A 17,352-nucleotide genomic window follows, 5' to 3' on the forward strand; every position below is an offset into this window, starting at 1 on the left:
CTCCACGGTCTTTCTTCAAATCTGAATCCGGTGCATCCCGACTATGGCTCTGGATACCTTTGAGCGCAGTGTGCCGCCGATCTTTCGGCATGGCTTGTCCGCAACTTCCAAACTGGTGCTGTTGGCTTTGTTGTCCATTTTGCTGATGGCGGCGGACCACCGACTCAAAATTTCTTACCCCGTGCGTGCGGGCATCACCATGGTGTTGGCGCCTTTGCAGTGGTTGTCTTTGCAGCCGAGCCGTTTGGGTCATGCGGTGGGCGATTATTTTGTGGACCTGGATGAGGCCCGGGATGCCGCGCAAAGTTTCCAGACGCGGTCTATATCGCAAACCCAACGCTTGCAGCAAGTGGAGCAACTCCTGCAGGAGAACAAGCAACTGCGCGAATTGCTGGATTTGCGGAAAGATTTCTCAGGCCCCTCCAAGCCTGTTCAAGTTTTGTACGGAACCACCGATGCTTACAGTGAGCGTGTGGTGGTCGATCGTGGGCAATTGGCAGGCATTGAGCCAGGCTCTGCCGTGATCGATGCGGCCGGTGTCTTTGGGCAAGTCACACGTGTATACCCTTTGGTCAGCGAAGTCACCATGCTCACTGATCGAGGACAAAGCATTCCCGTGATGAACGCCCGTACAGGGACTCGCCATGTGGCCAATGGTGACCCCGGTACTTTGGGTGGGTCTTTGGAGCTGAAGTTTGTGCCTGCAGGTGCGGACATGAAGCAAGGTGACTTGTTGACCACCAGTGGTATTGATGGGGTCTACCCGGCGGGTTTGCATGTCGGCACCATTGTTCAAATTGACCGCCGCGTTGACTCCTCTTTTGCGAGGGTTCATGCTAAACCCATGGCCGTTTCGCGAGGACGTCATTTGCTGGTGCTTTCGCCGGTAAAAGACTGGCCTGCGCCACCCGCACCGGTGGTGCCGGTGCCAACCAGTGGCAAACACAAATCGAGCGCTACGGCCGCCGCCGGACAAGCGACAGGAGGCAAACCATGATCATGCCCGCAGGTCGGCCACTCCTGTTGCCCGTCAACCCTCGTTTCATTGCATTCACCTTGGTGTTGGCATTGCTCGTGAACATGCTGTTGGGTTTGTCTGGCATGCGCTGGCTGCCAGATGTGTTGGCCATCGTTGTGGTGTTTTGGAATGTTCACCAACCGCGACGTGTAGGTTTGCTGCTTGCTTTTGTTCTGGGATTGGCGCTGGATGTGCACGAGTCTGCGTTGCTGGGTCAAAACGCTTTGTCCTATGTGGTGTTGAGCAGCATCGCTTTGGCTATCCAGCGTCGCTTGTTGTGGTTTCCCCTGCGTGAGCAAGCTTTGCAGATCGTGCCTCTTTTCATCGTTGCAGCTTTGGTGGAGTGGATCACGCGCTTGATCGTTCAAGACGCTTGGCCTCATTGGAGTCAGCTGTTTTCACCCCTGTTGCAAGCGACGTTGTGGCCCTTGGTCGGGGCTTTGTTGCTGGCGCCGCAAAGACGTGCCTTTGCACCTGACGACATTCGTCCACTTTGACCATGGCTTTGAGTCTGCCTTCGCTTGCTGAACTGCGCGATACGCAGGCCGATATTTACCGGTTCCGTGAACGCGTGATCGTGGTTCAGGCGGTGGTGCTGGTTTGCTTTCTTTTGCTGCTGACACGATTGGCTTATTTGCAGGTTGTGCGGCACGATGACTTGCTGGAGCAGGCCGAAAATAACCGCACAGCTGTGTTGCCGACCGTGCCCCCGCGTGGAACGATCCTCGACCGCAATGGGGTCGTGCTGGCCAGCAACTATTCGGCCTATACCCTGGAAATCACGCCATCCAAGGTCAAAGATCTGGAAACCACCATCAACGAGCTGTCCGAGTTGGTGGACATTCAAGTCAAAGATCGCCGGCGCTTCAAGCGACTGCGTGAAGAATCCAAGAGCTTTGATTCGCTGCCCATTCGCACCCGATTGACCGATGAAGAGGTTGCCCGGTTCAGTGCGCAACGTTACCGCTTTCCTGGTGTGGATATCAAGGCGCGCTTATTTCGCCAATACCCTTTCGGTGAGTTGGCCAGCCATGTGATTGGTTACATTGGGCGCATCAACCCCAAAGAAAAAGAGCGCATCGAGGAAGACGATGAGTCCGGCAATTACCGGGGCACAGAATACATTGGCAAGCTCGGCGTAGAGCAGCGCTATGAGCGTGAATTGCACGGCATCACGGGTGTTAACCAGGTTGAGACTTCGGCAGGTGGTCGCGCCACGCGCAGTTTGTCCAGCCGCCCCGCAACGCCCGGTCAAAACGTGGTGTTGTCCATCGACATCCGCTTGCAAAAGATGGTGGAAGACTTGTTCGGTAATCGGCGAGGGGCTTTGGTGGCGCTAGACCCCAATACCGGGGAAGTGCTGGCTTTTGTGAGCAAGCCAACTTTTGACCCCAACTTGTTCGTGGATGGCATTGACCAAGAAAACTGGCAGATGCTCAATGAGTCGATTGACAAACCCTTGCTCAACCGTGCGCTGCGAGGCACATATCCACCGGGGTCTACTTATAAGCCCTTCATGGCCTTGGGCGCTTTGACCACAGGTAAGCGCAGTGCCAGTGCGATCATCCATGACAATGGCTCTTGGACTTTTGGCGGCCACACGTTCCGCAGCCATGGTGATTCTGGTTTGGGCCCGGTGGACATGGTCCGCTCCATTGTCCTGTCCAGCAACGTCTATTACTACTCGCTGGCCAATGACATGGGCGTGGACACCATCCACGACTTCATGAAACCCCTGGGTTTCGGACAAATCACGGGCATCGATCTGCCCGGTGAGGTGCGGGGCATCTTGCCCAGTACCGATTGGAAGCGCAATTACTACAAGCGTCCGGAGCAGCAAAAGTGGTTTGGCGGTGAGACGATTTCTTTGGGCATTGGTCAGGGGTACAACAACTTCACCATGCTGCAATTGGCTTCTGCCACAGCCACAGTGGCCAGCGGGGGGCAGAAGTACACACCACGGGTGGTCAAGGCCACACAAGACGCTTTGACCCATGCCCAATCAGCGGTCTCGGACAAGGCGCCTGTTAATTTGGGCTACAACCCCGATCACATTGCGGTGGTGCGCAATGGCTTGGTGGGCGTGGCCACTTCCGGCACATCGGCTCAGGTGTTTGCTGGCGCCAGTTACCAAAGCGCTGGCAAAACCGGCACGGCGCAAGCGGTCACGATCGGTCAAAAAGAAAAATACAACGCCAGCAAAATGAGTGAGTATCAACGCGATCATGCGCTGTACATGGCTTTTGCACCGGCTGAAGCGCCTCAAATTGCGCTGGCCTTGGTGGTCGAGAACGCAGGTTTTGGCGCTGTCTCGGCGGCGCCCATTGCCCGGCGCATCTTTGATTACTGGTTGCTGGGGCAGTACCCGAGTGAAGAAGACATTTTGGCCACGCAACAAGGCCAAAGCTCACGCCCAATTGGGACGCCCCGCGCCAAGCAGGACATTGTGCTGGACACCAAGAAGTCCAGCGACGGCTTGCGCTGAGCGCAAGCGGCGGCTGCAAGGCCGTTCAACTTTGGTAGACCGTGTCCAATGAAGCGAAGCCTTTGACTTCGATCGGGTTGCCAAACGGGTCCATGAAGAACATGGTCCATTGCTCTCCAGGCTGGCCCGCAAACCGCAAGTGCGGCGCGATCACAAACTGCAGGCCCTTCGATTGCAAGCGATGGGCCAATGCTTGCCAATCGGTTTCTTGCAAGATCAAACCAAAGTGCGGCATGGGCACCAGGTGGTCGCCGACACGTCCGGTGTTGCTGGTCTTGAAGGGCTCGCCCAAATGCAAAGAGATCTGGTGCGTGAAAAAATCGAAGTCCACCCAAGTGTCTGTGGAGCGGCCTTCCTTGCAGCCGAGCACACCGCCATAAAAGCGGCGGGCTTCGTCAAGGTCGGTCACGTGGAAGGCGAAATGAAACAGGCTGCGCATGCCTCAAAGCATAGCAGCCTGTGGACGGATGTGCAGCAGCCTCAGGCTTGCGAGGGATCGACTGCCATGGAGTCAAATTTCTTGAAGTACTGTTTGGCCATAGCCGCCAGTTGTGCATCGCTGGGGTGATCGCTGGCGATGCTGTCCACGATCACTTGGGCCGTTGCACTCTCGTGTTGCAGGCACCAGGTGCGGAACTCCTGTCTTGCCAGCCCGGGGCCTGTGAGCAGCACTTCGCGAGAGCCACTCAATGCTTTGCTGATCTCTTGGTATAAAGGCACGGCATCACCCACTTTGCCTTGGTGTTTGTGGTGACTGCGCGTTTTGATGCGCTGAGCTTCAATGTGCCCACGGTCAAACATCACGATGTGCGCTTCGTTGTGGTCCATCCAGACAACGGCGTGGAAAGTGCTCATGAAGGCTCCTCTGTTTCAAATGGGTCAATGGGTTTTTTCGGCGGCGGTCTGGCAATCGATGCAGCGCAATGTAGCCGGGTAGGCGGCCAAGCGTGCTTCGGGTATTGACACGCCGCAGTCTTTGCACGTGCCGTACAGCCCTGCTGCCAGCCGTTCCAGTGCGGCGTCCAGTGCACCCAGTTCGGCGGTTTCATGTTCGTTCATCGCGAACTCATCGTCGCGCTCCGAAATGGCTTGTGCCCTGTTTTCAAAATCGCGCACATCGTGCTCGGCCGCCATGTCAACGCGAGAGACCAAGCCCCCGCGTTCTTGGGCGATGCGTTTGAGGAGTTCAGCGCGTTCACGCAGAAGGCGCTCTTGGTGGAGTGAGGAGGATGTGTTCATGCAGCCATCCTAGGCTTCGCAGGACCAGTGATGTTGATGTGCATCAATCTGCAGCGGTGAAGTCAGGCCGGGCCTGCTGCATTTGATGTACTTCAAAACAGGGATGGGCCAAGCAAAAGGGCCGCCCATTGGGCGGCCCTTGCTGTGTGGGATGGACGGTGCTTATTTGGCTTTCATGCGCGAGAGCATCAGCTCCATATTGGCTTTGCGGTCGGCGTTGACTTGCTGCAAGCTGGCGCGCTCACCCATGAATTTCATGTAGTCCCGTGTCGGCAGATCGGCCATGAAGTCACGTCCATAGATGAGCTTGGTGGCACCCGAAATCAGCGGCAAGTGAACCACGGCAGCGCAATCGGCCAAGGTCAATGTGTCGCCGGCCACGTAAGGGGAGAACTTGGCCAATGCTGCGAAGGCGGCAATGTTTTTTTCCAGTTGGGCGCCTGTTTTTTCTTTGGCGCTGTCGCTGACTTTGCCGCCAAAGAAAGCCTCTGGGTAGAGGTTGCGAGCCACCAGCTCTAGGTGCAACTCCAAAAAGGTCACCAGTTCACGGACCTTGGCCGCTGCAAACGGATCGGAGGGCAACAAGGGCGTTTGCGGGTATTGCTGTTCGATGTACTCCATGATCACAGCCGATTCGCACACAGGGCCTTGTGGCGTTTTGATGTAAGGCACTTTGCCAATGGGACTGGCTGCGGGATCGGTCTTGCCGACCCAGGCGAGTTCTTCATCGAAGGGCACGCCTTTTTCGAGCAAGGCGAATTTGACTTTGTTGTAGTAATTGCTGGCTGCAAAGCCGCAGAGTGTGAGCATGGCATGTCCTTGAGAAGAAAGAAAAGCGCAGGCTATCTTGAACCGGTGTTGGCCAGCGTCACAAAGATGACCGCGATGAGGCAAGCGGCTACTGGCGTCTGAGGTGGGCCCATTCTCAGGCGCGCGTCAAGGCCTTGAGCGCTCCCGAGCGCATATTGTTTCTCGTAATGTGGATTCTGCTCCTGACCAGCGCAAGATCAATTCCGATGGCGCTGGCATGGCCAATGCGGTCAAGTGCAAGGGGTGCTGTGCCGAAATGGATGTGTATTGAGTCTCCGCGGTGCGTCGCCGACGTGCTCGCTGTGGCCGTGTTTTCATGCCACGATTTGAGGTAAGTTTGAGCCAAGAGGCCATTGGGGCGATCCGGACTGACCTGGAAACCTGCCGCGAAAAATGCGCCGTAACGGGGCTTGGGCGGGTCAAAAACAATCAGGAGATAACATGCGCGAATTTTTTCCGGCCAGCACTTTGCCGACTGAACCCATGCGTCGTCAATGGCTGACGGCCGCTTCTGGCCCCTTGAACATTTGAAGGTAAGACGATGCACTTCCCCATTGATTTTCAACGCATGCTGCCTTTGTGCGCGGCCATGGCCGTTTCGGGCTTGTTCGCAAGTGGCGTGCATGCGCAGGAGGCGCAAGCCTCATTGGACGTGTTGGTGCAAAGCGGCCGCTTGGCGCAAAAGCAATTTGATACCCCGGCCTCAGTGCGCGTGATCGATGGCGACGCCATCCGCAATGCTGGTGCGCAAGTCAACCTGTCCGAGACCTTGGCCCAGGTGCCTGGTGTGGTCGCGCTCAATCGCAACAACTATGCACAAGACTTGCAAATTTCCATTCGGGGGTTTGGTGCTCGCTCAGCCTTCGGCTTGCGCGGCATCCGCCTGATCACCGATGGCATTCCGGCCACGACCCCCGATGGGCAAGGGCAAGCCTCGACCGTGAGCCTGACTTCCGCTGAGCGGATCGAAGTGCTGACCGGGCCACTGGCTCAGCTTTACGGCAATTCCGCCGGTGGTGTGATTCAGACCTGGACGCGCGAAGCCGGGGACCCGCCGCAACTCGATGTCTCCACCACCTTGGGCAGCCATGGCTTGCGCCGCAACGATGTGCAGTTCAGTGGGCGCTCCGGCAACGTGGGTATCGTGGCGGATTACAGCACTTTCAACATCGACGGTTACCGTCAGAACAGCGCGGCTGAGCGCAAGCAGTTCAATGGGGTGGTCACCACGCAGCTGCAGGAAGACACCCGTTTGAAATTGGTGGCCAACGTCTTTGACATGCCTTTGGCACAAGACCCTTTGGGGCTGAACGCCACACAATTGAAAAACGATCCTCGGCAAGCGGGCACGGATGCGCTGACCAACAGGACCCGAAAAATTGTCCAACACAATCAAATCGGTGCCGTGCTGGAGCATCGGTTTAACAGTGACCTCGAAATGCAGTGGCGCGCCTACACCGGGTCACGTCAAAACACGCAGTACACCGCCAGCGCCACTTGGGTGGGATTGGACCGTGATTTTTACGGCATTGGCGGACAACTCAAAGGCAAGGTGCGCGATGTCGCCCATGGGCCTGTCGATTGGGTGTTGGGTTTCGATGTCGATAAAACTTCGGAACGCCGTCAAGGTGGCGCTTCTGCCGTGGGCGAAAAAGTCAGCGGTAGCCTCACGCGCAACGAGTTGAATAAAGCCAGCAACACCGATGCGTTTGGTCAGATCAATTGGCATTGGACCGACGCACAAGGCCGCAACCCCTACACCTTCACGGCAGGCGCTCGCCACAGCAGCGTAAAACTGGAAAACCGTGATGATTATTTGACCGATGGCAACGGCTCGGGCTCGGTAAGTTATGCCGCAACCAACCCAGTCGTTGGGGCCACTTGGCATGCCTTGGACACCTTGAACCTCTTTGCCAACTGGGGCAAGGGCTTCGAAACACCGACTTTGACTGAAGCCGCCTATGTGGTCGAAAACAATGCGATCAAAGGTTACTTCAACACGGGCTTGCAGGCCTCACGCAGCCAGCACAATGAAGTCGGCATGAAATGGACGCCATCTCCAGCAACCCGACTGGATGCATCTTTGTTTCGCATCACCACCGAGAACGAAATCGTCACACTCAGGAGCTTGTATGGCAAAACCGCTTACAAGAACGCTGCGCAAACCTTGCGCGAAGGTGGTGAGTTGTCCTGGCAAAACATCTGGACGCCGCAGTGGCGCAGTCAGCTGTCCATGGCTTGGTTGCGTGCAAATTACGATGCCGACTTTACCTCGGGTACCACTCCCATTCCGTCGGGTAACCGCATGCCTGCCATTCCAAGTCAGCAACTGTTCGCTTCATTGCAGTGGGCAGACCAGGGCTTTGCATCGCGTATGAATCCCCGTCCTCAGGGGTGGTCGGCTTCGGTTGATTGGGTGGCGCGCTCGTCATTTTGGGCCAGTGATGTCAATGACGCAGGCTCCAAAGTGGCCGGATATGGCGCTGTGAACCTGCGGGTCAGGCACCGCAGTGTTTGGGGCCCTGTGCGTGTCGAGCTTTGGGCTGGCATGGACAATCTGATGGATCGCACATACGTTGGCTCTGTGATCGTGAACCAGTCGGCCGCACTGCCTCAGTATTTCGAGCCTGGCATGCCACGTAATTGGATGACCGGTGTGAAGCTCCACATCCCTATGTGATGGTGTGCGTATGGTGCATGGTCAACGGGGCGTATGCCTCATCTGGTAACACATGGCCAAATTTGTAGTTCATGTGTATTCTGTTGTTTCGGCAATTTTTATGTGTCAGCTGTAATACAGGAGACGATGAATGGCCTGGTGACACGGTAAATTGACGTTCGACAACATGCAAAAAGGCTTTTGGGCCTACTAAATTTTTTGAGGAGACCTTGATGAGCGTGAATTTTCAAGTCAATGGCAAGCCTGCCAAGGCCAATGCCGAAACCGATACCCCCCTGTTGTGGGTTTTGCGTGACGAACTGGGCATGACGGGCACCAAGTTCGGTTGCGGTGCGGCTTTGTGCGGTGCCTGCACGGTCCACGTCAATGGTGAAGCCGTGCGCTCTTGCCAGACGCCTGTGAGTGCTGTCGCTGGCAAAAAAGTGGCCACCGTCGAAGGCCTGTCCGCCAAGAACAACCACCCCCTGCAAGTGGCCTGGATCAAGCACGATGTGCCCCAGTGTGGCTATTGCCAGTCGGGTCAGCTCATGAGTGCTGCAGCCTTGCTCGCCAAGAACACCAACCCCAGCGATGCCGACATCGACAACGCGATGAGCGGCAACATCTGCCGCTGCGGCACTTACCCCCGTATCCGCGCCGCCATCAAAGATGCCGCCGCCACGATGCGCAAAGCCTGATCCGCTGGAGAACACACATGACTGAAATCCAAACTTCTCGCCGCTCATTCCTCAAGACCAGCGCAGCCGTGACCGGTGGCCTGCTGATGGCCGTTAACCTGCCTGGCACCCTGGGGCAAGCGATGGCTGCTGGCACCGTCAGCACGCCCAATGCCTGGGTGCACATCGCCGATGACAACAGCATCACCATCCTGAGCGCTCACTCTGAAATGGGTCAAGGCGTTCACACCTCCATGCCCATGTTGGTGGCCGAAGAACTCAACGTGGACCTCAGCCAGATCAAGGTGGTCGATGCGCCTCCCGGTGCCGCGTACGTCAACGCTTTGTTGGGTGCACAGATCACCGGTGGTTCGACCTCCGTGCGCGGCAGCTGGGAAAAGCTGCGTGTTGCAGGTGCTCAAGTGCGTGAAATGCTGGTGTCCGCTGCCGCTGCAGAGTGGAACGTGGACCGCGCACAGATCAAGGCCGACAAGGGCATGTTGATCGGCCCCAACGGCAAAAAAGCCACGTATGGCGCCATGGCCGCAGCGGCATCCAAGTTGCCCGTGCCCGAGAAACCAGCCATCAAGGACCCCAAAGACTTCCGCATTGTGGGCAAGCGCACCAAGCGCTTGGACACACCGGCCAAGACCAACGGCACCGCTGAGTTCGGTATCGACGTCAAGCTGCCCGGCATGGTGTACGCCACCATCGTGCAGTGCCCCGTCATCGGCGGCAAGGTCAAGAGCTTTGACAGCGCACAAGCCAAGGCCATGCCTGGCGTGCAAGCCGTGGTGCAGGTCAGCGACGGCGTGGCCGTGGTGGCCGACTCCTGGTGGCGTGCCAAGAAGGCGGCTGAGAAGCTGAGCGTTCAATGGGACGAAGGCGCTGTGGCGTCGATCAGCGATGCTTCCATGCTGGAAGGCAACCGCGCTGCCGCCAAGTCTGGCAAGGTGATTCCGATCATCGCGTCCAAAGGCGATGTGGCCAAGGCCATTGGTGGTGCCGCCAAGGTGCTGGAAGCCGAATACATCACGCCCATGCAATCGCACTCGCCACTGGAGCCGATGAACTTCACGGCCCATGTGCAAGGCAACAAGGCCCTGTTGATTGGTCCTACCCAGTTCCAGCAAGGAGCGCACGGTGCTGTCGCCGGTGCCTTGGGCCTCAAGCCCGAAGACGTCACTTTGAAGACCACTTACTTGGGTGGTGGCTTTGGCCGCCGTCTGGAGTTGGACTTTGTCGTTCAAGCCGCAGAGATCTCCAAGGCCGTTGGCAAGCCGGTCAAGCTGGTGTGGACGCGCGAAGAAGACATGACCCATGACTACTACCGTCCCATGGGCGTGAACAACGTCAAAGGCGGTCTGGACGCGTCCGGCATGCCCGTGGGCGTGCACTTCAAGGTCACTTCGCAATCGGTCACACAACGCGCCTTCGGCCTGCCCAAAGAGACCCTGGACCCCTTCATGGCTGAAGCCGCTGTGGCTGGCTACAACGTGCCCAACACCCAACACGATCTGGTGATCCATGACACCGGCTTCCGTGTGGGTTACTGGCGCGCTGTGAGCCACAGCATGAACGCTTTCGCCAACGAGAGCTTTGTGGACGAAATGGCCAAGGCCGCAGGCCAGGACCCTTATGCTTACCGCATGAAGATGCTCGAAGGCAAGCCACGTTACGCCAACGTGCTCAAACTGGCTGCTGAAAAAGCGGGCTGGGGCAAGCCTGTGGCCAAGGGCCGTGCACGCGGTATTGCCTTGATGGAAGGCTACGACAGCTACATGGCACAAGTGGCCGAGGTGAGCTTGAACAAGGACGGCAGCGTCAAGGTTCACAAAGTCACTGTGGCCGCTGACGTGGGCCACATGGTCAACCCCGACACGGTGGAAGCCCAGCTGCAGTCCAGCATCATCTTTGGCATGGGCGCGGTGCTCAAGCACCAGATCACCATGGCCAATGGCCGCGTGAAAGAGACCAACTACAACACCTATGAGCCTGTGCGCATGCATGAAACGCCACAGATCGACATCGTGTTGGTCAAGAGCACTGAAAAGCCTGGCGGCATTGGTGAGCCTGGCACTGCGGTGGCTGCGCCTGCGATTGCCAACGCCGTGGCGGCCCTCACGGGCAAGCGCGTGCGCCGCCTGCCATTGACCGCCGACGCGATCCGTCAAGCTTGACGTCCGGAGGTCTGCTGTGGAAAGTCTGGATCTGCGTGTGCTGGCCGATGTGCTGGCCTGGAAACAAGCTGGCCACAGTGTGACCCTGGTCACCGTGGTGGAAACCTGGGGCAGCGCCCCCAGGCCACCCGGTGCTTTATTGGCTGTGCGAGACGATGGACTGGTCAGCGGTTCTGTCTCGGGTGGCTGTGTAGAAGACGATCTGATCGCCCGCATCAAAGCTGGCGAGTACGAACACCTGACCCATCCCTCGATGGTGGCCTACGGTGCCACCAAGGAAGAGGCCGCACGTTTTGGCTTGCCTTGCGGTGGCACTTTGCGTTTGGTGCAAGAGCCGGTGAAAGACACCGCCTGGATCGAACAAATCCTGGAGCGCACACGCACGCACCAGTTGGTGGCCAGAACATTGAGCCTGAAAGATGGTCGCGTGCAACTGCGCGATGCTCAGCGCGGTGAGATGCTGCAGTTCGATGGCATCGCCTTGACCACCTTATTTGGTCCTCGCTGGCGCTTGTTGTTGATTGGCGCTGGTCAGCTCGGCCAGGCTGTGGCCCAGATGGCCGGCATGTTGGATTTTGAAGTCCTGGTGTGCGACCCCCGTGAAGAGTACGCAGCTGCCTTGCAGATGAATGGCGTGACCCGCGTGATGGGCATGCCCGACGACGTGGTCAGGGACATCGTGCCCGATGCACACACGGCCATCATTGCCCTGACCCATGATGCCAAATTGGACGACATGGCCCTGATCGAGGCCCTGAACTCTGATGCGTTTTACATCGGTGCCCTGGGCTCACGGCGCAACCAGGCCACACGCAAAGCCCGGTTGGCCGAGCACTTCGATTTGACCGAAGCGGCGTTGGCCCGACTGCACGGCCCCGTGGGTTTGCAGCTGGGTGCCAAAACACCAGCCGAGATCGCCGTGTCCATCGTGGCCGAGATCGTTCAGGTCAAAAACACCGTGGTCAAAAAAAGCGGTGAAGCGGTGGCGCTGAGCAGTCTGGACATCGGCGACTCACGCATCACCGCCTGCGCCTTGACTTGATGTGAACCCGCCATCGGTACCGGAAAAGTCATTGCAAGCGGCAATGCGATAATCATGGCCATGCAAACCCTGCGCAACGCCCAACTGCTCACCCGCCTCGTGCTGGTGTGGTTCGCGTTGTTCATTGGGGTGGCGGTGGCTTCGCCGCTGGTCAAGCCAGAGGCCACGCAGCTGGTCTGCACCGCCATGGGCAGCATGAAGTTGGTGCAAGCCGACGCCGATGACAACGGTGCTGCCGCTTTGCACACTGCACTGGACTGCCCTGCTTGCCTGCCTTTGGTGGCTCCCCCCGTGGCTGCTTTGCCAACCTTGCTGCCCCCTGGCGGCTTGTCGCACGTTTTGCAAGCAAGGCCTGCCGCCCTGCTGGCCAGCTTGCTGGGGCAGCCCTGGCAGGCCCGCGCTCCTCCCGCTTTTTCTGCCTGAGTGCCCTGTTGGCGAAGCACAGCTTCGCCAACAAGCTTTTCAGCGCATCTGGCGCTTGCCGCCGTCACGATTTTTCTTAACCCTGTCCAGGAGTGATCCATGCAACGTCTTGTTTTGTCCGTGTCTGCCCTTTTCTTGTCCGTGGCCGCATCGGCCCAAGTGACCGTCAAAGACGCTTGGGTGCGCGCCACTGTGCCCCAGCAAAAGGCCACCGGGGCCTTCATGCAACTGCAGTCGGCGCAAGATGCCAAGCTGCTGTCGGCCCAATCGCCTGTGGCCGGTGTGGTCGAGGTGCACGAAATGGCCATGGACGGCGGCGTCATGAAAATGCGTGCCGTGCCCAGCTTGGCCTTGCCCGCAGGCAAAGCGGTCGAGCTCAAGCCCGGCGGTTACCACGTCATGCTGATGGACCTGAAAGGCCAAGTCAAAGACGGTGACACCGTGCCCGTGACCTTGGTGGTGGAAGGCAAAGACGGCAAACGCCAGTCGGTCGAGCTCAAAGTGCCTGCCCGCACAGCCGCCGCCCCGGCCATGAACCACGGCGCAGGCCAGATGCACAAGCACTGATCGGCCTGAGCATCCAACACTGATCGGCCCATGACCTGGACCTCCTTCCAACTGCGCAAACTCAGCCTGCTGGTGCTGTGCGTGATGCTGCTGGGTGCCCTGGCACCCACGGTCTCACGTGCACGCGCCTGGAGCCAAGGTGCGCAGATCAACTGGACAGAAGTCTGCACCACCGACGGTGCACATCAGCTGGCGGTGGATCAGACCCCGGATGAGGGCAGTGCCCCAGTCCCTGGCATGGGCATGCTGGACCATTGCGCTTTGTGCGTGCTGGCTACGGACCGCATGGCCCCGCCCGTCACCCCCTGGGTCTGGCACGGTTTGCCCCAGGCGCCGCCCAAACTGGCGGACGCGCACATTCTTTTTATTCAAACCGTCCTGCTTTGGTCGGTGCACTCTCGCGCTCCTCCCGATTTGAGCTGAATTGTTGTCGTGCAGGCGTGTCCGCCTGTTCATGTCCGGTTGACGCCCCAAAGCAGTTGAACCGGCAAATTCAGTCAGGAGAAAAGCGTGAAATTCTTAACTCAAATTCCGGTGGGCGAGCCCATCGTTGTCGCCCGTGGCCAAACCTTGTTGAGCGCCGGCTCGGTCGGCCCGGTCTGGCGGGTGACCCAAGGCGTGTTCAAGCTGGAACGCACAGGGCAGGATGGCCAAACATTGGTGCAACTGGCCCATGCAGGCGACTTGATCGGGGTCGAGGCCTTGTGCGCCGAGCCCTATGCGTTTTCGGTGGTGGCCCTGGTGGCCGCCAAGGCGCAGCCGATGGCCGTCAACCATGACCTGGACCGCTACACCACGATGGCCCAAGGCTTCATGCAGCAGCAGCGCCAGACCTGCGACATGCAGCGCCTGCGCACCGGGCACATTGGGCAACGCCTGGCCTATTTGCTGACTGTGCTGGGGCGTCAGTCAGACGGGCGCATTGTGGACGTGCCGCGCAAAGATTTGCCCACTCTCAAGGAAATGGCGCGTGTGGTGGATTCGGCATTCGAGACCGTTTGCCGCGAGCTCAACCGCCTGATGGTCGAGCGTCAACCCCAGCGGGTCAAGCCCGCGTCTGTGTGGGCCGGGGCTGAGCCGTTTGCCTTGGCGGCTTGAGGACTTTTCATGAACTGCAAAACCATGAACCTCTTGGCGCTGCTGCGCAAAACCGGCTTCGGGTTGGGCTTCGTTTTGGGCGGGCTGTTCATCGGCGCTGTGGCGCTGTGGACACCTCAGGCCCACGCCCATGACTTCAAACAAGGCGATTTGGTGATCGACCATCCCTATGCCACGCCCAGCCTGGCTGGCACACGCAACGGCAGTGTGTACTTCAAAGGCCTGCGCAATCGGGGCGGCCAAGCCGACCGTTTGATCGCAGCCAAGAGCGCGGTGGCCGAGCGGGTGGAATTGCACCAGATGCAGATGGACGGGCAAGTCATGCGCATGCGTGAAGTGCCTGCCATTGAGCTGCCTGCACGCACCGAAGTCAACTTACGTCATGGCGGTGCAGGCACACACCACCTGATGCTGCAGGGCCTGAAACAGCCCTTGAAAGACGGCGACCGCTTCGACCTGGAGCTGGTCTTTGAAAAAGCCGGAACCCGGCGTGTGAACGTCTGGGTCCAAACACCGCGCTCGGGCAATGCCAGCCCTACACATCAACACTGAAACCCACCAGGAGACCCTCATGAAAAAACTCTTGATCACAGCCGCAGCCCTGGCACTGGCCGCTTGCAGCACGGTGCCCAACGCACCCAAAACCGCGCAGGTGTCGCTCAACTTTGCGGCGCAAATCAACGGCCAGTCTTTTGTCTGCGGTCAGCGGTACGACGGCGTGGGCACCACACGTTCGAGCATCACGCCCAGCGACTTTCGCATGTATGTGAGCGAGGTGAAGTTGTTGCGCCAAGACGGCAGTGCCGTGCCAGTGCAACTGGCACAAGACGGCATTTGGCAGCACCAAAACGTGGCCCTGATCGATTTTGAAAACGGCACCGGCCCCTGCCGCAATGGCACCACCTCCACCAATACCGCCGTGCGTGGCCAAGTGCCTGCGGGTGACTATGTGGGTGTGGAGCTGACCGTGGGCGTGCCCTTTGCACTGAATCATCAAGACCCGACCGTCGCCCCTGCACCGCTTAACTCCACGGCCATGTTCTGGAACTGGCAAGGCGGCTACAAGTTCATCAAGTTCGACACCACCAGCAGTGGCATCAGCACCGACAAACCAGCTGCCCCTAACGCCATGGGCCCTGTCACGCGCTATTCGGTGCACCTGGGCAGCACCGCGTGCGCGGGCGACAGCAAAACCCAAGTCCCCAGCGCCTGCCAAAACCCCAACCGCATGACCGTGCGCCTGAACCAGTTTGACCTGGCCAAAAACACCGTGGTGGTGGACATGGGCGCTGTGTTGGCACAGGCCAATGTGGACGTGAACGCCAAAGGCACATCACCCGGCTGCATGAGCTTTTTGAAAGACGCCGACTGCCCGCCCGTGATGAACGCTCTGGGCTTGGCCTATGACGGCGTGGCCGCTGCTGGCCCGCAGCGCCTGTTGTCCCAGCGCTGATCGGCCATGAAGCGTTTGCCTCGCTCCCTCGTGTTGTGGCCCGCGTTGGTGCTGGGCTGGGTGCTGCTCAGCGGCAGCGCCTTGCAGGCGTACCACTGGGGGCTGCCCGCATGGGTGCCTCGCCCGGTGGAGCCGGCTGACAACCCCATGAGTGCGGCCAAGGTCGAGCTGGGCAGGCACTTGTTTTATGACCAACGCCTGTCGGCCGACAACAGCATGTCGTGCGCCAGCTGCCACCACCAGGACAAAGCCTTCACCGATGGGCGGGCCTTGTCTGAAGGCGTGACGAAGGAGCAAGGCAGCCGCAGTGCCATGTCGCTGGCCAATGTGGCGTACCTGCCCGTGCTCACCTGGGCCAACCCGCACTTGACCGCGCTGGAGGTGCAAGCCTTGGTGCCGCTGTTTGGCGAGCACCCGGTCGAGATGGGCATGGCAGGGCGTGAGAAAGAGCTGTTTGCACGCCTGCAAGCCGATGCGCGTTACCGCGAACTGTTTGCCAAAGCCTTCCCGGCCGAGGCAAGCCAGGGCGCGCAGGCGCTGTATTCGCTCAGCACCGTGACCAAAGCGCTCGGCAGCTTTCAGCGCAGCTTGTTGTCGTTTGACAGCCCTTATGACCGCTACCAATACGGCGGACAAAAAGACGCCATCAGCGCATCGGCCAAGCGCGGCGAGGCGCTGTTCTTTGGCGAAAAGATGGAGTGTTACCACTGCCATGGCGGCTTCACCTTCACCGACAACATCCGCCACCAAAAACTGCCGCTGGCCGAACAAGGCTTTCACAACACCGGGCTGTACAACCTGGATGGCCGGGGCGCGTATCCGGCCAACAACATCGGCATCAGCGAGCTGACGGGCAATCCCGACGACATGGGCCAGTTCCGCACGCCCACGCTGCGCAACGTGGCGCTGACCGCGCCCTACATGCACGACGGCTCGATCCCGACGCTGCAACAAGTCATCCGCGAGCACTACGCCCAAGCGGGCCGTGCAGGCAACACCCCTGCAGGCCCCAACCCCATGCGCAGTTCGCTGATCGCCGGGTTTGAAGTGAGCGAGCAAGAAGTCACCGACTTGGTGGCGTTTTTGAATGCGCTGACGGACAAGACCTTCGTACAGAACCCTCGGCACGGCAACCCGTGGTCTGTGCAGCGTTGAAGCATTGCCAAGCATGTCCACCACTTCGTCAACCCTGCGCCGCCTGACCCGCCTTGTGCTGGTCTGGTACGTGCTGTTTGTGGGGGTGTCGGTTTTGGCGGCCACGCTGCAGCCCAAAACCATGGACGTGGTGTGCTCCAGCATGGGCCTCATGAAGTTGGTGGTGCAAGGCGAGGGCGGTGACGCCCAGGTGCGCAGCAGCATGGACTGCCCGCTTTGCGCCCACGCCACGCCAGCTCTGCCGCCGCCCACGGTGGCCGCTCTGGCCCATGTGGCCGATGTCCGCTCGCACATCGTGCAGCGTCTGCCCGAGGCCGTGCTGATCGCACGCACGGCACCGCCTTTGCCCTCTCGCGGGCCGCCTGAACTGAACTGATCGCCGCAAGGCCTCTTGGCTTCGCCCGAATTTGTACGGGTGATTTCTTTTTGCGTGCATGGCTGTGCCTGCCTCTGGCCCCAATGCGTTTGCGCAAACCCAACCTCTGGAGGTGCTGGTCACCGCACCAGCAGTCATTGACAGCAACAGCACCGACGACAAGTCGCCGT

19 protein-coding genes are annotated in these 17,352 nt (G+C 59.2%); 15 read left to right on the plus strand and 4 right to left on the minus strand.

Going from position 1 to position 17,352, the window contains the following annotated elements; genetic code table 11:
* Positions 1-43: 43 nt before the first annotated feature.
* From mreC to mrdA, 3 genes are read left to right on the plus strand one after another with little or no spacing between them, the layout of a single operon-like run.
* Positions 44-997 (plus strand): rod shape-determining protein MreC, encoded by a 954-nt coding sequence (mreC, locus tag B9Z43_RS15545; RefSeq protein WP_108326861.1) that lies wholly within the window; start codon positions 44-46, stop codon positions 995-997.
* Entirely contained in the window at positions 994-1,515 is a 522-nt protein-coding gene (gene mreD, locus B9Z43_RS15550) for a rod shape-determining protein MreD (protein ID WP_108326862.1), read from the plus strand. The genes mreC and mreD overlap by 4 nt, the downstream gene beginning before the upstream one ends.
* A 2-nt stretch (positions 1,516-1,517) precedes the next feature.
* Positions 1,518-3,503 carry a penicillin-binding protein 2 gene (gene mrdA, locus B9Z43_RS15555; RefSeq protein WP_108326863.1) on the plus strand — a complete coding sequence of 662 codons (1,986 nt, stop codon included), beginning with the start codon at positions 1,518-1,520 and terminating at the stop codon, positions 3,501-3,503.
* Positions 3,504-3,528: 25 nt separating this feature from the next.
* Here the strand turns inward: mrdA and B9Z43_RS15560 are convergent, their stop codons facing one another.
* The 4 genes from B9Z43_RS15560 to B9Z43_RS15575 all read right to left on the minus strand — a co-directional run bounded on the left by B9Z43_RS15560 (position 3,529) and on the right by B9Z43_RS15575 (position 5,552).
* Positions 3,529-3,942 carry a VOC family protein gene (locus B9Z43_RS15560; protein WP_108326864.1) on the minus strand — a complete coding sequence of 138 codons (414 nt, stop codon included), beginning with the start codon at positions 3,940-3,942 and terminating at the stop codon, positions 3,529-3,531.
* Positions 3,943-3,983: 41 nt separating this feature from the next.
* The gene (locus B9Z43_RS15565; RefSeq protein WP_108326865.1) at positions 3,984-4,358 is read right to left on the minus strand and encodes a hypothetical protein; all 375 of its coding nucleotides are present in this window, start codon (positions 4,356-4,358) and stop codon (positions 3,984-3,986) included.
* A 24-nt stretch (positions 4,359-4,382) separates the two neighbouring features.
* On the minus strand, positions 4,383-4,742 hold the full coding sequence (locus B9Z43_RS15570) for a TraR/DksA family transcriptional regulator (RefSeq protein WP_233250125.1): 360 nt from the start codon (positions 4,740-4,742) through the stop codon (positions 4,383-4,385).
* A gap of 162 nt (positions 4,743-4,904) precedes the next feature.
* Positions 4,905-5,552, minus strand: coding sequence for a glutathione S-transferase (locus B9Z43_RS15575; protein ID WP_108326866.1), 648 nt, complete (start codon positions 5,550-5,552; stop codon positions 4,905-4,907).
* 541 nt (positions 5,553-6,093) lie between these two features.
* On the opposite strand from B9Z43_RS15575, the gene B9Z43_RS15580 reads away from it, so the two are divergent.
* The 12 genes from B9Z43_RS15580 to B9Z43_RS15635 all read left to right on the plus strand — a co-directional run bounded on the left by B9Z43_RS15580 (position 6,094) and on the right by B9Z43_RS15635 (position 17,182).
* A complete protein-coding gene (locus B9Z43_RS15580) occupies positions 6,094-8,232 on the plus strand; it encodes a TonB-dependent receptor (RefSeq protein ID WP_108326867.1) in 2,139 nt (712 codons plus the stop codon).
* A 212-nt stretch (positions 8,233-8,444) separates the two neighbouring features.
* A complete protein-coding gene (locus tag B9Z43_RS15585) occupies positions 8,445-8,909 on the plus strand; it encodes a (2Fe-2S)-binding protein (protein ID WP_108326868.1) in 465 nt (154 codons plus the stop codon).
* Positions 8,910-8,926: 17 nt separating this feature from the next.
* A complete protein-coding gene (locus tag B9Z43_RS15590; RefSeq protein ID WP_108326869.1) occupies positions 8,927-11,068 on the plus strand; it encodes a xanthine dehydrogenase family protein molybdopterin-binding subunit in 2,142 nt (713 codons plus the stop codon).
* Positions 11,069-11,084: 16 nt separating this feature from the next.
* The gene (locus B9Z43_RS15595; protein WP_108326870.1) at positions 11,085-12,110 is read left to right on the plus strand and encodes an XdhC family protein; all 1,026 of its coding nucleotides are present in this window, start codon (positions 11,085-11,087) and stop codon (positions 12,108-12,110) included.
* A 54-nt stretch (positions 12,111-12,164) separates the two neighbouring features.
* Positions 12,165-12,533 (plus strand): DUF2946 family protein, encoded by a 369-nt coding sequence (locus B9Z43_RS15600; protein ID WP_233250126.1) that lies wholly within the window; start codon positions 12,165-12,167, stop codon positions 12,531-12,533.
* Between the two features lie 99 nt (positions 12,534-12,632).
* Positions 12,633-13,100, plus strand: a complete 468-nt coding sequence (locus tag B9Z43_RS15605) for a copper chaperone PCu(A)C (RefSeq protein ID WP_108326871.1) — start codon at positions 12,633-12,635, stop codon at positions 13,098-13,100.
* Between the two features lie 30 nt (positions 13,101-13,130).
* Positions 13,131-13,523, plus strand: a complete 393-nt coding sequence (locus tag B9Z43_RS15610; RefSeq protein WP_108326872.1) for a DUF2946 domain-containing protein — start codon at positions 13,131-13,133, stop codon at positions 13,521-13,523.
* Between the two features lie 87 nt (positions 13,524-13,610).
* Positions 13,611-14,198, plus strand: a complete 588-nt coding sequence (locus tag B9Z43_RS15615; protein WP_108326873.1) for a Crp/Fnr family transcriptional regulator — start codon at positions 13,611-13,613, stop codon at positions 14,196-14,198.
* 9 nt (positions 14,199-14,207) lie between these two features.
* Complete coding sequence (locus B9Z43_RS15620) at positions 14,208-14,750, plus strand: copper chaperone PCu(A)C (RefSeq protein ID WP_233250127.1); 543 nt, start codon at positions 14,208-14,210, stop codon at positions 14,748-14,750.
* Positions 14,751-14,769: 19 nt separating this feature from the next.
* The gene (locus tag B9Z43_RS15625) at positions 14,770-15,651 is read left to right on the plus strand and encodes an MbnP family copper-binding protein (RefSeq protein ID WP_108326874.1); all 882 of its coding nucleotides are present in this window, start codon (positions 14,770-14,772) and stop codon (positions 15,649-15,651) included.
* A gap of 6 nt (positions 15,652-15,657) precedes the next feature.
* Entirely contained in the window at positions 15,658-16,806 is a 1,149-nt protein-coding gene (locus tag B9Z43_RS15630) for a methanobactin export MATE transporter MbnM (RefSeq protein WP_199222327.1), read from the plus strand.
* A gap of 13 nt (positions 16,807-16,819) precedes the next feature.
* Positions 16,820-17,182: a DUF2946 family protein gene (locus tag B9Z43_RS15635; RefSeq protein ID WP_108326875.1), complete on the plus strand. Its 363-nt coding sequence runs from the start codon at positions 16,820-16,822 to the stop codon at positions 17,180-17,182.
* Positions 17,183-17,352: the final 170 nt, after the last annotated feature.

This window comes from Limnohabitans sp. MMS-10A-192 (genome assembly GCF_003063335.1).
In the GTDB taxonomy this organism is placed as follows: Bacteria; Pseudomonadota; Gammaproteobacteria; order Burkholderiales; family Burkholderiaceae_C; genus Limnohabitans_A.